General features: G+C 35.6%; 15 protein-coding genes. 7 read left to right on the top strand and 8 right to left on the bottom strand.

Annotated elements, in window-relative coordinates; genetic code table 11:
• The first annotated feature begins 275 nt into the window (after positions 1–275).
• The 6 genes from GTR01_RS11840 (at position 276) to GTR01_RS11815 (ending at position 4,357) form a co-directional block, all read left to right on the top strand.
• Positions 276–1,031: a polysaccharide deacetylase family protein gene (locus tag GTR01_RS11840; protein ID WP_160138046.1), complete on the top strand. Its 756-nt coding sequence runs from the start codon at positions 276–278 to the stop codon at positions 1,029–1,031.
• Entirely contained in the window at positions 1,024–1,650 is a 627-nt protein-coding gene (locus tag GTR01_RS11835; RefSeq protein ID WP_160138045.1) for a LolA family protein, read from the top strand. Before GTR01_RS11840 ends, GTR01_RS11835 begins: the two co-directional genes overlap by 8 nt.
• Entirely contained in the window at positions 1,616–2,251 is a 636-nt protein-coding gene (locus GTR01_RS11830; RefSeq protein WP_160138044.1) for a hypothetical protein, read from the top strand. Before GTR01_RS11835 ends, GTR01_RS11830 begins: the two co-directional genes overlap by 35 nt.
• Before the next feature lie 75 nt (positions 2,252–2,326).
• Positions 2,327–2,707, top strand: coding sequence for a 3-hydroxyacyl-ACP dehydratase (locus GTR01_RS11825; protein WP_160138043.1), 381 nt, complete (start codon positions 2,327–2,329; stop codon positions 2,705–2,707).
• The gene (locus GTR01_RS11820) at positions 2,704–3,180 is read left to right on the top strand and encodes a hypothetical protein (RefSeq protein WP_160138042.1); all 477 of its coding nucleotides are present in this window, start codon (positions 2,704–2,706) and stop codon (positions 3,178–3,180) included. The genes GTR01_RS11825 and GTR01_RS11820 overlap by 4 nt, the downstream gene beginning before the upstream one ends.
• A gap of 4 nt (positions 3,181–3,184) precedes the next feature.
• On the top strand, positions 3,185–4,357 hold the full coding sequence (locus GTR01_RS11815; RefSeq protein WP_160138041.1) for a DUF2062 domain-containing protein: 1,173 nt from the start codon (positions 3,185–3,187) through the stop codon (positions 4,355–4,357).
• 16 nt (positions 4,358–4,373) lie between these two features.
• On the opposite strand, the gene GTR01_RS11810 is transcribed toward GTR01_RS11815, so the two are convergent.
• The 7 genes from GTR01_RS11810 to hutH form a co-directional block, all read right to left on the bottom strand.
• The gene (locus GTR01_RS11810; RefSeq protein WP_410492577.1) at positions 4,374–5,978 is read right to left on the bottom strand and encodes a C45 family autoproteolytic acyltransferase/hydolase; all 1,605 of its coding nucleotides are present in this window, start codon (positions 5,976–5,978) and stop codon (positions 4,374–4,376) included.
• Positions 5,979–6,073: 95 nt separating this feature from the next.
• On the bottom strand, positions 6,074–7,591 hold the full coding sequence (locus GTR01_RS11805) for a phytoene desaturase family protein (RefSeq protein ID WP_160138039.1): 1,518 nt from the start codon (positions 7,589–7,591) through the stop codon (positions 6,074–6,076).
• Positions 7,592–7,766: 175 nt separating this feature from the next.
• Entirely contained in the window at positions 7,767–8,654 is an 888-nt protein-coding gene (locus GTR01_RS11800; protein WP_160138038.1) for a lipid A biosynthesis acyltransferase, read from the bottom strand.
• Positions 8,655–8,760: 106 nt separating this feature from the next.
• The gene (locus GTR01_RS11795; RefSeq protein ID WP_034692469.1) at positions 8,761–9,015 is read right to left on the bottom strand and encodes an acyl carrier protein; all 255 of its coding nucleotides are present in this window, start codon (positions 9,013–9,015) and stop codon (positions 8,761–8,763) included.
• Between the two features lie 4 nt (positions 9,016–9,019).
• The gene (locus tag GTR01_RS11790; protein ID WP_160138037.1) at positions 9,020–10,240 is read right to left on the bottom strand and encodes a beta-ketoacyl-[acyl-carrier-protein] synthase family protein; all 1,221 of its coding nucleotides are present in this window, start codon (positions 10,238–10,240) and stop codon (positions 9,020–9,022) included.
• A 94-nt stretch (positions 10,241–10,334) separates the two neighbouring features.
• Complete coding sequence (gene fabG / locus GTR01_RS11785) at positions 10,335–11,066, bottom strand: 3-oxoacyl-ACP reductase FabG (RefSeq protein WP_160138036.1); 732 nt, start codon at positions 11,064–11,066, stop codon at positions 10,335–10,337.
• Positions 11,067–11,145: 79 nt separating this feature from the next.
• Positions 11,146–12,666: a histidine ammonia-lyase gene (hutH, locus tag GTR01_RS11780; RefSeq protein ID WP_185155122.1), complete on the bottom strand. Its 1,521-nt coding sequence runs from the start codon at positions 12,664–12,666 to the stop codon at positions 11,146–11,148.
• A 98-nt stretch (positions 12,667–12,764) separates the two neighbouring features.
• On the opposite strand from hutH, the gene GTR01_RS11775 reads away from it, so the two are divergent.
• Positions 12,765–14,012: an NAD(P)/FAD-dependent oxidoreductase gene (locus tag GTR01_RS11775; protein ID WP_160138034.1), complete on the top strand. Its 1,248-nt coding sequence runs from the start codon at positions 12,765–12,767 to the stop codon at positions 14,010–14,012.
• A gap of 60 nt (positions 14,013–14,072) precedes the next feature.
• Here the strand turns inward: GTR01_RS11775 and GTR01_RS11770 are convergent, their stop codons facing one another.
• On the bottom strand, positions 14,073–15,365 hold the full coding sequence (locus tag GTR01_RS11770) for a phenylacetate--CoA ligase family protein (RefSeq protein WP_160138033.1): 1,293 nt from the start codon (positions 15,363–15,365) through the stop codon (positions 14,073–14,075).
• Positions 15,366–15,376 lie beyond the last annotated feature (11 nt).

Below are 15,376 nucleotides of genomic sequence, written 5' to 3'. Positions count from 1 at the left end.
GTAAACAGTAAACTTCTATCTTTTATTCAGAGCACAGGCTGAAGGCATGCGAACAAAGTTCAGAAGTGAAACGTGAAATCTCAACATAGATAATTTGAATATATTGGTTTAGACTCTTACAGAGGGACAAAAGAACTCTAAAATAGATCAAATAGACATAAAATTGTTACGATTGTCATTCTGACGAAGGAAGAATCTCTACCTTTGTATTTCTTATAGCAGTGTAATTACAGAGTAAGAAATTGGTCGATCAGAAATAAAAAAAAACACCAATCATGAAACATTATTCATTCATTCTATTTTATCTCTTCTGTAATGTTTTTATCTATGCTTTTCATGGAAGCCTTTGGGTATATATTGCCTGTTTCCTGGCATTTTCTGCAGTCGTAGTCTGGGGATCATTTGCTATTGAACTTGGATATTTTGTCAACAGTATTACCCATAAAAGAACAAAAATAAAGGAAGTAGCGCTTACTTTTGATGATGGGCCTACTGAATTCACACCGAAGTTTTTAGACTTACTAAAAGAACATCAAATCAAAGCCACCTTTTTCTGTATCGGAAAACAAATTGAAAAGTATCCCGAAACATTTCAAAGGATTATTGCTGAAGGTCATACCATTGGTAATCATACTTTATCTCATTCCAATTCAACAGGCTTTTTATCTGCTTCGAAAATGATTGCAGAGATTGAAAATTGTGATAAAGTCATAAAGCATATCGGGAATATACAAACAGATTTATACAGACCACCTTTCGGGGTTACCAATCCCAGTATTGCAAAAGCGATAAAACGAACTCATAAAACAAGCATCGGCTGGAATGTCCGTTCTCTGGACACTGTTATTGATGATGAAAAGAAAATCTATCAAAGAGTGACTAAAAATCTGAGAAAAGGGAGCATTATTCTCCTTCATGATACTTCAGAAAAAACGTATCGTGTACTGGCAGATTTATTAGTATTTTTGGTGGATAAAAAGTACTCAACTTTTACGGTTGATTCAATTACAAATTCAAAGAAAAATGATTAAAAATATTGCTTTCGGAGCATTTTTATTAATATCCGGTTTCTTTTTTGCTCAAAATACAGCAATGTCAGGAGCAGAGGCTAAAGCATTTGTTTCTAAGGTTTCTGCAGACACTAAAGAAATCAAAACCCTTCAAAGTGATTTTACCCAGACCAAGAAAATGGATTTCCTGGATAAAAGTATTGTTACTTACGGGAAAATGTCTTTACAGACCCCTAATATGCTGAGCTGGAAATACACGAAGCCTTATCAATACAGTATTGTTTTTAAAAGCAATAAAATCTATATCAATGATCAAGGGAAAAAATCTTCCGTGGATGCCAAAAGCAAAACTTTTGAGAAGATCAATAAACTGATTGTAGGAAGTTCCAATGGAACGATGTTCAATGATCCGGAGTTTACCGTAACCTATTTTAAAAATGCAAACTACAATGTTGCTAAATTTGTTCCGAAGACTTCTCAGCTCCTGAAATATATTAAGCAGATTGAACTTTACTTCCCTAAAAATCAGTCTACGGTTTCTCAGGTAAATATGACGGAAGCTTCTGGAGATACAACGAATATTCTTTTCAAAAATACAAAGATCAATGCTTCGATTCCTGCGTCAGAATTTACTTTATAGCCTGATCCTGGTATTGGCGGTGTCCTGTAAAAGCTACCAGCTTACAGAAGTGAAACCTGTACCAACAAAGGAAAAAACAGTTGAAAATCTTTATTTTTCTTCTGCTGAAGATTATGTCTATAAATGTCAGATGGATATTTATAAAAATCATGTAAGCGGAATCCTGATCATCAAAAAGATCAGTGAAACAACACACCGTGTAGCACTTACTTCTGATTTCGGGAATAAATTGATTGATTTTGAAATTTCAGATAACAATTTTAAACTCAATTACGTACTCCCAGATCTGGATAAGAAAATTGTCATTAATTTCCTGAAAAATGATTTTCAACAATTGTTAAAAAGAGAATATCCGGTGAGCGAAAGCTTTGAGAATGACAATGCAAAAATCTATCTCTCTAAGATTGACGATAAAAGCTATTATTTGTTCTTCAACAAAGAAAATAATTTGCTGAAACAGATCATTTACACTAAAAATAACAAGGAAAAGATCGATTTTACTTTTGATGCAAAAAAGCATATCTTCGCAGACAGCTTAAACTTACAACATAAAGATTTTAAGATCAATATAAAACTATTTCAAATAACCGAAACAGAATGATTCTCAACGTGAAAACTTTTCAATATCGTTTTCAGACCGGAGTTTATCATACATTAAATCTTAAAAAATAAGATCATGCAGACCATTCTTACAGACTTTTATACATTAACATCATACGAAAAAGCAGAAAACGGAAGTTTTATCGCGTATATCCATTTAAATAAAGATCATGATATTTTCAAAGGTCATTTTCCTGGAAATCCTGTAACTCCCGGCGTTTGTATGATGCAGATCATTAAAGAACTGACTGAAGAGTTTACAGGTTCAAAATTATTTTTAAAATCAGCTTCGAATGTAAAGTTTATGGCGATCATCAACCCTTTTGAGACTCCTGATCTGAAACTTCAGCTGGATATTACAGAAGATCTTGAAGATGTTAAAGTAAAAAACGTAACCTCCTTTGGCGAGACTATTGCATTGAAATTGTCTGTAAGCTATAAAAAATTAATGTCATGAAACTTATCCTATCCTTCGTAGCGGCATTTTTGTTTTTCTTTCAGTCTGATCTTGAAACACTGAGAAACAGCTATGCAAAAGCCAACGAATCCAGTGCCAACACCTCAAGTTTTATTGAAACTGCAGAGAAACAATCAGGCTCTGATCCTGTTACTTTAGGGTATAAAGCCGCAGCTAAAATCATGGAAGCTAAAGTATCTAAAGGAAACCGGAAAGCACTTGTAAAAACAGGAGCTACCAACCTTGAAGGTATCATTAAGAGCAATCCGAATAATGCAGAGCTTCGTCTGATCAGACTAAGTGTTCAGGAGAATATTCCTAAAATTGTAGGATACAGGGGAAGCTTAAAAGATGACAAAGCATTTCTTCTTACCAACTACAACAAACAGAATACTGCTCTAAAAAACTATATCAAAAGGTTTGCAATGCAGTCTAAAACGATTACCGAAGCGGAAAGAGCCACTTTAAAATAAAAACATGTCCCTTGCTGAAGTACAAAATGCAATTTCTGAAAGGAAAATCTGCGTTTTAATACCTACCTACAACAATGAAAAAACCCTGAAACGGGTAATTGACGGTGTTCTGGATTACACCGAAAGTATTATTGTGATTAATGACGGCTCCACCGATTCTACTCCTCAAATCCTTAGTCAATATCCCCAGATCACAACAATTTCCTTATCCGAAAATAAAGGAAAGGGAAATGGACTTAAAACAGGTTTCAGAAAGGCAAAAGAATTAGGATATGATTATGCCATCACCATCGATTCGGATGGCCAGCATTATCCTGATGATATTCCTGTATTCGTAGAAACCCTTCTTCAGGAAGATGAAGCGGTTCTTTTGATTGGAAACAGAAATATGTCTCAGGATGGAATTCCAAAGAAAAGCAGCTTTGGAAACAGATTTTCCAATTTCTGGTTTTGGTTTGAAACCGGCATCAAGCTGGAAGATACTCAATCCGGGTACAGACTTTATCCTTTGCACAGAATTCCGAAGAAATATTTCACCCCTAAGTTTGAATTTGAAATTGAAATTATCGTAAGAACTGCCTGGAGGCACATTCCTGTAAAGAATGTTCCCATCAAGGTTTTGTACGATCCGACAGAACGGGTTTCTCACTTCAGACCATTCAAAGATTTTACCAGGATCAGCATTCTGAATACAATTTTGGTCACCATTACCCTTTTCTATATTATTCCGAGGAACTTCGTGAATAATTTCAAAAAAAAAAGCTTTAAAAGGTTTATAAAAGAAGATGTACTGGAAAGTGACGGAACAAATCGAACCAAAGCATTTTCCATTGCACTTGGAGTCTTTATCGGGCTTTCTCCTTTTTGGGGATTTCAGACCTTGCTAGTCATCAGTCTATCGGTACTTTTTAAGCTGAATAAGGTGCTTGCTTTTGTGGCTTCCAATGTCAGTTTACCTCCTTTTATTCCTTTTATTATTGCAGCATCATTATTTCTGGGTGCTCCATTTGTGGATGGAAACAGTAATTTTCTTAGCCAGGATCTTAATTTTGATTTGATTAAAAATAATCTGCTTCAATATATAATCGGAAGTTTTATTTTGAGCACCTCAGTATCTGCAATGGCCGGAATAGGCACTTTTCTTTTCCTGAATAAACTAAATCCTGAGAATAACTAAAACCAAGATAAAAAGATTATTTATTGAGCTGTTTATTAGCTTTATAAAGATATTTCTCAACCAGCCTCTTATCCGGAATAGTAGTTATTTCTTTACTAAGTGCTTTTTCAAATTTAATCTTTGCTTTTGAATATTCCTTTTCATGGTAATAATATTTTCCAACTAAAAAATATCCTTTCCAGAACTCAGGATTTAATGACAGATAATTGTCGAAGAACGCATCCGAAAGCCTGTCTTTATGGCGAATGACATCATTGATCTTTACACTTAAATGTCTGTATTCTTCATAGTTTTTAAATTCTTCCGTATTTGCAAAAGGATCACGTTGAATATTCAATTTTGATTTTGAAAAATCATTTGGCTGTAATCCTTTTTCAGAAAATATTTCATTCAGATCATAACATACAAATTCCCCCAGTTGATAAGGATTAGAAGACACCCATACCAATTTCTTCTGAGGAGAGAATATAACCGCATGATGGGCTAACAGCTGATTTAATGCTTTTTCATTTCCATATCCTATGTTTTTATCATTTAAACCCGATCGGTTTCTTAAAATAGATGCGATTTTCTCAGGATTCAGTTTTTTATCTTTCTCCAAAAGCTCCTGAAGTTTTGCATAGCGATAAGACGAGTGGCTTTCTTCAATCTGCTTCTGATTTTTTACATCATCCTTATACACTTCAGATTGAAAATGATTGGTACAAAGAACTCTGCTTGTATTCTGAACCTTGTATACCCCAAAATTCTTAGGTGAAACTTCTATAATTACTGCATTTTTATCTTGCGCACTTCCTACTAAGATGGATTCTGAAACAAAAACATTCCTTTTTTGGGCAATAGCAATAGCTTCTTCAATGTTCTTCGCATATTGCAGAATTTCTCTTGTGACCAAAGAAATTGGTGTTTTAGCAGTAAGAGGAATTCTAGATTTCCCTGCATTGATTGTTACCGTAATTCCTTCTTTATTCATCCCGGAGACCACTCCGATCATGCCCGGCCAGCTTACAGACATATAAGGAATCCCTTCTTCCGGTTGCACGAATTCAACCACTTTATTTTGGGCAAACTCGTCTCCTACATAGAAATCGAAGTTTCTCCCAATAAGCAGATCCCCATCTTCTGTATTTTCGTTCCAGACCGCCAGAGAAGTACAGCCTACCATCGCCAAATCCTGCATGGCATGCCCAATATCATGAGCTCCATGTAAATATAGATTTCTCAGATATCTTGACGCAATAAAATCATACTGATCAGATGAATACTGTGATAACCCGTACAATTCTGCCTGATAATCTTCTCTTACATTGAGATACATCTTACGATTGTACCATTTTAAGAACGTATTTAAAAGTTTCTGCTTAAATTTTGAAGGAACAAAACCTTCCACTTTGGAGAAAAAAATCCCTTCCTGTTTTTGCATTAGCTCCTGAGTTAATGCGCCGTTGTTGTATCCCAACTGTAAAGGATTTCCTTTAATGTAAAGTTCCCAAAGCTGCTGTTTATTTTTAGTGAGATAATTCTGATTATAGCTAAATGTACTGTCATTGACCTTAGTGACCTTTGGAATCTCAAGAGTATATTGTTTTACATCCGGAAGATGATGAACCGATTTTGACACCCCACAAGCATTGAGGAGCAGGGAAAAAAGCAAATAAATGAGAAGCCTTTTATATGACAGGTATTGGATATTAGTTTTTTTCACGGTTTGATGGATTAGGTCATATACTCCAAACGGCTGTCAATAGTTTCTTTTCCCAAAATCTCAGCACATGTGTTGAATGCACCTATGGTTACTCCCAAAATCCCATGCATATTTACAGATTGGCCTGTCAGAAACAGATTATCAAATTTTGTACGGGGAGAAACCATTGTTTTAAGAGGGTTTTCCGAGTTTTTCATATATCCGTACATGTTTCCTTCAAAACAGCCAATATAATCCCGGTAAGACAAGGGAGAAGAGGTGTATATCTTCTTAATACCATGCCTTAAATTAGGAATTCTCTTTTCAAGGGCATCAACCATTTTTTCAGTTTTTTCTAATTTGAACTTTTCATAGAGTTCTCCTCTTTCATGCTCATCAGCAACCGTATTCAGTGTATTTTCCCATTGTCTAACCTCATCAAAATCCATATAGGAAATAGCCGTGAGACTTTCTGAAAATTCAGGATGATGCTTTGACGGACTTGAGGAAAGCATGTAGGTTTCCGGCCAGTCTTCTTTTCTGTAACGGTATGCATTCCAAACTTGATCTACTGAAGAAAAGTGATAAATATTATAGTTAAAATTAGGTAAGGAATGAGGTTTTAAAACAATATAAACACTAAAGCACGATGAAACCGGCTTCCAGCTTAAAACCCTGTTCAAAAAAGATTTTTTAATCTTATCTTCTCCAACCAGTTTAATAGTTGACCGAATATCAATATTTGAGATAAATTGTTTTGCAGTATATTCTTTCCCCGACTTCGTTTTTACGGAAGCCAATGTATTATTTTCATTAAAAACAAATTCGGAAACTTCTGAATGCTTGTGAACTTCCGCTCCATATTGACGAAGTTTTCTAATCAATAATTTAGAAATCTGACTGCCACCTTTTACACATTTATAAGCACTTTGGATGTAAGAATTCACCGTTAATGCATGCACATAGAATGGAACATTTTCTGAATCTCCGGCATACAGGAAATTAGAGCCTAATAAAACGGCCTGAAGGGTTTTATTCTGCGTTACGGATTCTATGAACCTTTTGGTATTTAAATGCAGAATCTCTTCATTGTATTTATCTTTTCCTATCACATTATATCTCGGAAACTGACTGCAGATATACTGAATCTCCTCACAGTAGTTTTCAAGGTTTTCTTTTTCTTCGGGAAAATAAACAGATAGCTGTTCTACAAAGTTCTGATAACCCTGAGCGTGGGGATATTTCACCGCATCATCTCCAAAGGAAATTCTATCATAGCCATCCTCATCCATTTTCTGAAGTTCAAGATCATCCATAATCTCCAGATAGGAAAAAAAACGATTCAGATTCTGCCCTTTTGAAAGCCCACCCAAATAATGAACTCCGGTGTCAAAAATGAGTTTATCCCTTGAAAAAGTCTGTAGATTGCCGCCATACTGATTGTTTTTTTCCAGCACGCAAACTTTCAAGCCTTCTTTCGCCATAATAAGAGCCGAAACAAGACCTCCCAATCCACTGCCGATTACAAGTATGTCATATTCTTTTTTCAAAAGAGGGTGTGCTTTTTAAATTAAGAGATTGGGAAATTAAGAATTTTAGATATTATTTTGTAATCATTGTATCAATAATTCTATTTGAACAATACCTCTTTTGAATTTTAGTTCCTCAGGATTTCTTAATAGTTTTGAGTTTTTATTAGTTTTTTAAGGGATAAAAATAGAAAAATTAATCAATATCATCCCAAAAGTCGAAATAATTAAACCATTGAAGTGGATATTTCTTTACCATGGTTTCAAGATTCTGAACATAAGACTGTAGAAGCCCCTGAGAATCTCTGTTTTTAATATTCTGAGCAACTCTTGCATACAAGTGATAATGAAGATTGTTTTCTTTCATTACATAAACATATACCACAGGTACTCCCAATCGGGATGCAATAAGAAATGGCCCTGCCGGAAATTTAGCACTTTTCCCTAGTAAATCTGCTTCCAGGAATTTTGAACCTTCAAAATAGCGATCTCCGGTAAAGCAGATCAATTCATTATTAGACAAAGCCTGATTGATCTCAAAGATATGCGACATATCTTCTTTAACGTAGATGAATTTGATATTGCTCTTTTTTACAGAAACACTTTCCAGATATTCTTTGATTACGGTGACCTCCTGATCTGTTGTTACCAGATTGATTTGACAATCAAAGTCGATGTCTGCAAAGAAATGCTCTGCCACTTCAAAGTTACCGATATGAGCACTGATAAGCACTCCTCCCTTTTTAGCTGCTAAAAGGTTTCTCAGGTTTTCAATACCGTCAAATTCATAGGTATATTTTTCTCTCAACCCAGCAGAAATGGCTGTTTTATCGATCAGAACCTGCCCAAAGGTGAAATAGCTTTTAAAAATAGAACATTTGGATTTCCAATACCTGTAATTCAGTCTTTTCTGGAAGTAATAGAGAATGTATTGGTTGCTTTTTTTCTGGAACAGAACGTAATAAGCAGCCACAAAGTACAATACGAAATATGAACTTCTGATTCCGATATTTCTAATGCACCAGACGAATATTCTGTATCCCAGAACCGTCCCTTTAGATTTACCTTTCCACTTGTTGTCCATAAATACAATTTACCAATATAAAAGATACCAATGTAACAATATCTTTGAGTTTCCTCTTTTCTATTATTACATTGGTATATTGTAAGGAATATAGATTACTTAATAACTACGCGTTTTTCTCCGCGATCTTATGTTCAATCGTTGTATAGAAATCATCAAATGTTACCATTTTTTTGAAATCTGCTTCTCCTAATTTCACTCCGAAATTGGATTCGATCACTACGACCATATCAATATAATCAAGGCTGTCTAAGCCCAGTGTATTTTTAAGGTTGGCATCATTACTGATCTCGTCTCCGTCAACTTCGAATTCGTTAACCAGAAAATCATTAACAATAGCAACAATTTTTTCCCTTTCCATGTTTTTAATCAAATTTTTTAACTATTAGTGCAGAATTGGTTCCCCCGAACCCAAAAGAATTCGACAAAAATACATCAATTTTTTGATTTTTTGTTTTGGACACTAAATTTATCATTTGAGCCTCATTATCAGGATTTTCCAAGTTGATATTTGGCGCAACAAAATTGTTCTGCATCATCAGAATTGAGTAAATAACTTCACTTGCACCAGCCATCCAACACTCATGTCCGGTCATGGATTTGGTGGAACTTACCGGAACTTCACCTCCAAATATTTCATAGATAGCTTTTGCTTCATTGGCATCACCAATTGGTGTAGAAGTGGCGTGAGCATTAATATAATCAATATCTGAAGCTTTCAATCCTGATTGTTTCAAAGCTCTATCCATTGCTAAAGCCGGGCCATCAACATTCGGAGTTGAAATATGGCCTCCATTTGATGAAAAACCGTATCCTATAATTTCAGCTATGATAGGAGCGCCTCTTCTTTGGGCAGATTCCAGGCTTTCAACAATTAAAGATGCGGCTCCACCACTTGGAATTAAACCATCCCTTTCCGCATCGAAAGGTCTTGATGCTTTTGTAGGCTCATCTTCTCTTGCCGAGAAAACTCCCAGACCATCAAAACTCGCCATGGAATATTTATTGGTTTCCTGAGCTCCGCCGCAGATAATCATATCCTGAAAACCATTTTTGATCATCATATAGGCAAGTCCTAAGGAATGTGAGCCGCTCGCGCAGGCTGCACTGATGGTAAGATTAATTCCTTTCAATTTAAAAATCGTAGAAAGGTTCATCGTTACTGTTGAATTCATCGATTTAAAGATCGCTCCTGATCCCATCAATGTGGTATCTTTCTTTTCCCTTGCAATATCGATAGATTCAACTACTGCCTGAGAAACGCTGTCATTTCCGTATAAAATCCCTACTTCATGGGTATCTAAAAAGGCTTCATCAAGATTGGCCTGTTTCAGGGCATCAAGGGTAGCAAGATAAGCATATTCACTTTCTTCCCCCATGCTGATTCGCTGCCGTCTGTTCAGTAGGTTTTTTAAATCAGGTTTTGGAACTACTCCCGTAAGACCAGATCTGAAACCAAATTCTTTTCTGTCCGGATCTAATACAATCCCGGATTTTCCTTGATATAGGGATTCCCTGACCTCTTCTAAAGATGTCCCGATGCAGGAATAAATTCCCATTCCGGTAATTACAACCCTATTTTCCATTTATATATATTGAATTTAACAATGTATCAGTCTAACTTTTATCAAGAACCATCAGCATTGGTATACTAGTACATTGGTATATTGTTAGATTATTTTATGAGTAAATTCCGCCGTTGATATTTATCACTTCTCCTGTAATGTAGGAAGACTTTCTGGAAGCTAAAAATGCTACAAGATCTGCAACCTCCTCTGCTTCTCCAAATCTATTAGCAGGAATCATGGCTTTCAATTCGTCTTCATTGAACTCCTGAGTCATATCTGTCTTAATAAACCCTGGAGCTACCGCATTTACGGTAACATTCCTTTTAGCAACTTCCTGAGCGAGTGCTTTTGTTGCTCCCACCAATGCTCCTTTAGCGGCTGAATAGTTCGTTTGTCCTGCCGTTCCTTTTACTCCGGATACAGAAACCATATTGATGATTCTTCCATATTTGTTACGAAGCAGCTTTTGGATAAAGAAATTAGTAACATTGAAGAAGCCGTCTAGACTGGTATTGATCACACTATTCCAATCTTCTTTCTGCATCCACATAAACAGACCGTCTTTTGTAATTCCAGCGTTATTAACAATCACTTCTACTATAGCTTCAGGATTATTTTCCTGCCATACTGTTAATACTTGATTTACTTCTTCAGTATTTCCTACATCAAACTTCAGAATTTCTCCTGTAGCTCCCAATTCTTCTACTTTCGCCAAAGTTTCCTTTGCTGCAGCTTCATTGGAAGTGTAGTTAATCAATATATGATAGTTCTTCTCTTCAGCAAGTTTTATACAGATGGCTCTCCCGATTCCTCTGGAGCCTCCTGTTACAATTGCACATTTCATGCGTTAGTGTTTATTTAGTTTTAGTTTTTTTAAGTTACCTTGTTTCTCTTATTTAAAGACAATTTATTATCGCTTATAATTACATTGCTTTTAAATATTTCTTTACTTCCTCCAGATACGGATACATCACCATATCATCTGAGAAGGCCGGAATTATTTTTCTGATCTCATCGTACAATGCTTTTGTAGAGGATGAAACCTCATTCTGGAATCCAAGATATTCAATCGCCTGAATGATCGTAATCGCTTCAATCGCTAATACTTCAAAAGCATTTTCTATTACTTTTCGGCAGATTACTGCAGCATTGGTTCCCATACTAACAATATCCTGATTATCATTATTATTCGGAATACTGTGCACATACATAGGATTAGACAACATCTGGCTTTCTGCTGTAGTAGAAGTTGCTGTAAACTGTACGCCCTGCATCCCGAAATTGAAACCTAATTTACCTAAATTTACAAAAGGAGGCAAAATTTCGTTGATTTTAGCATTTAAAAGATAATTCAACTGTCTTTCTGCAAGCATCGTAAGCTTCGTCACCACAATTTTCAATTTGTCCATTTCCAAAGAGATATAATCACCATGGAAATTTCCACCATGATACACATGCTGATCTTCTACATTGATAATGGGATTATCATTAGCAGAATTGATCTCATTTTCAAGAACTCTTTCTGTATATTGCAATGTATCCAATACCGGGCCTAAAATCTGAGGAACACATCTTAAAGAATAATATTCCTGTACTTTTTCTTTGAATACTTTTTCCTGTTCTTCAAAGTGGGTATATAAATGATCTGCCCTTTTTCTGATCAGTTTACTGTCTGCAAGATGTTCGCGCATTCTTTCTGCCACTTTCTGCTGACCATAGTGTCTTTTTGTCCCGTTTAATGCTTCTGAAAAATGATCGTCATAAGCCTGGACAATTTCATTAATAGCACAAGATAGCTTAATAGAAATATCTGTTAGCTGATTCGCTTTATAAGCATTTACAATACCAATTCCTGACATTACCGAAGTTCCGTTCATTAAAGCAAGTCCTTCGCGAATCTCAACGTTAATGGGTTCTAATCCTTCCGTTTCAAAAACTTCTTTGGTAGACTTTCTTTCTCCTTTATAGAATACTTCTCCCTCTCCGATCAATACCAAAGCAAGGTGCGCCAATTGAACAAGGTCTCCACTTGCTCCCACTCCTCCATGCTCAAAGATCAATGGGATGATGTCTCTATTGATAAGTTCCTGTAGAAGATAAATAACCGATTCGTGTACTCCTGAATTCCCTAATGATAAGGTATTCATTCTTGCCAGCATACAAGCTTTCACTTCTTGAGCTGGCAAAGGATTTCCAATACCTGAAGAGTGACTTCTTATCAGATTATACTGAAGCTGGTGGGTATCCTCATCACTGATCTTAAATTGAGCCATGGGGCCAAAACCAGTGTTCACACCATATATTACTTTATTTTTTGAAAATTCCTTTAAAAACTGAAAACTTGTATTCACTCTTGATAAAAGTGATTCATCCAGTTCTATTTTTTCATTTTCAATGATAATTTTTTGAAAGTCTTTCAGTTCTAAAAAGTTATTTATTTTCATCAATTAAAAGTAATAGTTGATAATTTTGTAAAATATTAATTATTTGTCACTAATTTTGCGGCAAAGATAAAAGTTATTATTAAAATAAAAAATCAAAGATGAGCAAAGAATTTGTTGACGTTCTTGTAATCGGAGCTGGGCCTTCCGGATGCGTATCTTCTTCATACTTAAAGAAGAATAACGTCAACGTAAAAGTTGTTGAGAAGACAAAATTCCCAAGATTGGTAGTCGGCGAAAGCTTAATACCAAGAGTAATGGATCACTTTGATGAAGCCGGACTTTTTCCTGCATTGGATAAAATGGGCTTTGAGAAAAAATTGGGAGCTCGTTTTCTTCGTGGTGAAGAGGTTTGTATCTTTGATTTTAGCAATAAATTTGGAGAAGGCTGGGATTGGACTTGGCAGGTTCCAAGAGCAGACTTTGACAATACACTTGCTCAGGAAGTCATTAATAAAGGAATAGATCTTGAGTTTGAAACAGAAGTTATTGATATCAAATTTGAGGGAACAGATTCCATTACGACAGTAAGAACCAAAGATGGGGAAACGAAGGAAATCCATGCAAAGTTCGTTATTGATTCTAGTGGCTATGGAAGAGTTTTACCTCGCTTACTTGATCTTGAAAAACCTTCTAAACTCTCGCCTCACTCTGCGATTTTCTCTCATGTAAAAGACACCAATCGAGAAGAAGGCGTAGAAGGAACTTTGATTTCTTTTGATATTATTGAAACTGAGGTTTGGCTTTGGGTAATTCCTTTCTCCAATGGAAACACAAGTTTAGGAATTGTAGGGCCTACCGAATATATTGAAAAACTATCTGAAAATGGAGATGCTGCTGAAGCTTTAAGAAAAGCAATTTCCCTTTCAGATTATTATATGAAACGTTTCGGGGATGTAGATTTCCTTTTTGAACCAAGGCACCTGAAAGACTATTCATGTTCTGTAAAGAAGTTATTTGGTGACGGATTTGCCTTAACCGGAAATGCTTCTGAATTCCTTGACCCTGTATTTTCTTCAGGAATGGCCTTTGCTACAGAATCCGGAATGCTTGCTGCTAAATTAGCATTAAGACAAATGAATGGCGAAAAAATCGACTGGCAAACAGAATACTCAGATTATATCCTATATGGTGTAGATGTGTTTACTACTTATGTAAAGGAGTGGTACACCGGAAATCTTCAGGAGCTATTCTTCCATCAACCGGAAAACCCGGATGTAAAGAAAAAAATATGTGCTGTATTGGCCGGATATGTATGGAACAAAGACAATCCTTTTGTGAAAAAACACGATACGGTAATTAAGAATCTTGCCAACCTCATCAAACTGGAAAAACAACAACAATCATAAAAACAAAAAGACTGCACATTGCAGTCTTTTTTTATATCATTCATTCTCAAATGATCTGGATTATCTTAAATCGATAAATGTGATTGGTTTTCTGCTGTTTGGATTAAAAACAGTTTTAGATAGAATATCAAAATCAATGATTTCAATTTTCGGACTTACCCTCAACTTTGCACGGAAATGATCCCTTACTTCGTTCACAAAATTTTCATTTTCCTGCTCGGTACTCAGCTTGATAATAATTTCGTCTAAACCGATTTCATTGGCCTGAATAACGATCTGGTAACACAGGATATTATTAAAGTCATTCAAAATATCATTCATCGCAGGCGGATACAGCGTTGTTCCCTTATATTTGATCATCTGTTGTTTTCTTCCGATCACAGGGCCTAGCCTCATTGTATTTCTTCCACATTGACATGGCTCGTAATGTGCTTTTACTATATCTCCGGTTTTAAACCTCAGCAAAGGAATGGCTTCTACTCCCAAAGTCGTAATGGTAAGTTCACCACTTTCACCCTCTTTTACGATATTCCCGTCATCATCAAGAATTTCTGTAATAATCAGTTCAGGATGATGATGCCCTCCTACCTGAAACTCACACTCTGTAAAAGCGGTACTCATTTCTGTAGAAGCATACGTAGAAAAAAGTTTTATATCCCATTTTTCTTTGATCTTCTGGGAAAGAATATTGTCTGTAAAGTCCTGATTTTTGATACTTTCGCCAATACATACTGCTCCATACACACTTGAATTTTTATAATCCAAACCTCGTTTTTCAGCATAATCAATCATTTTCAGTAAAAATGAAGGAACAGTAATTAAGTATTTAGGTTTATATCGGAAAATAGAATCCCATTGCAATTCAGGGATTCCCGGCCCCATTCTTACAACACTGGCTCCCATTTTTCTTAATCCTAAAAAATAAGCAAGTCCGGCCATAAAACGTTTATCAATCGTAGTAATCATCTGTACTACATCTCCTTTTTGGATTCCTGCACAGGCAAAGGATATCGCTTCATTATAGGCTAATCTTTCAAGATCATTATCAGACAATCCAAAGGTTACCGGATCTCCTAACGTTCCGGAAGTCGTGCTGTAATCTACAATCTTATCCGGTGAAATACAGAAAAAATCATGATTGTACTGCTGCAGATCATTCTTTGTTGTTGTAGGAATTTTCTGCAAATCTTCCAATGTTCGGATTTCTTCTACCTTAATATTTTTCTCCTTAAACAGTCTTTGATAGAAAGGTGAATTTCCTTCAAGATAAGCTAGAAGCTGCTGAAGTTTTTCTTCCTGAAAAGCCTTTATTTCCTGACCAGTTGATTTTTCGATGAACGGATGAAATTCCAATGATTATAATT

It is taken from the genome of Chryseobacterium sp. c4a, from assembly GCF_009900745.1.
GTDB lineage: Bacteria > Bacteroidota > Bacteroidia > Flavobacteriales > Weeksellaceae > Chryseobacterium.
The sequence above is the reverse complement of the archived record's forward strand: the minus strand, read 5'-3'. Positions and strand labels throughout refer to the sequence as shown.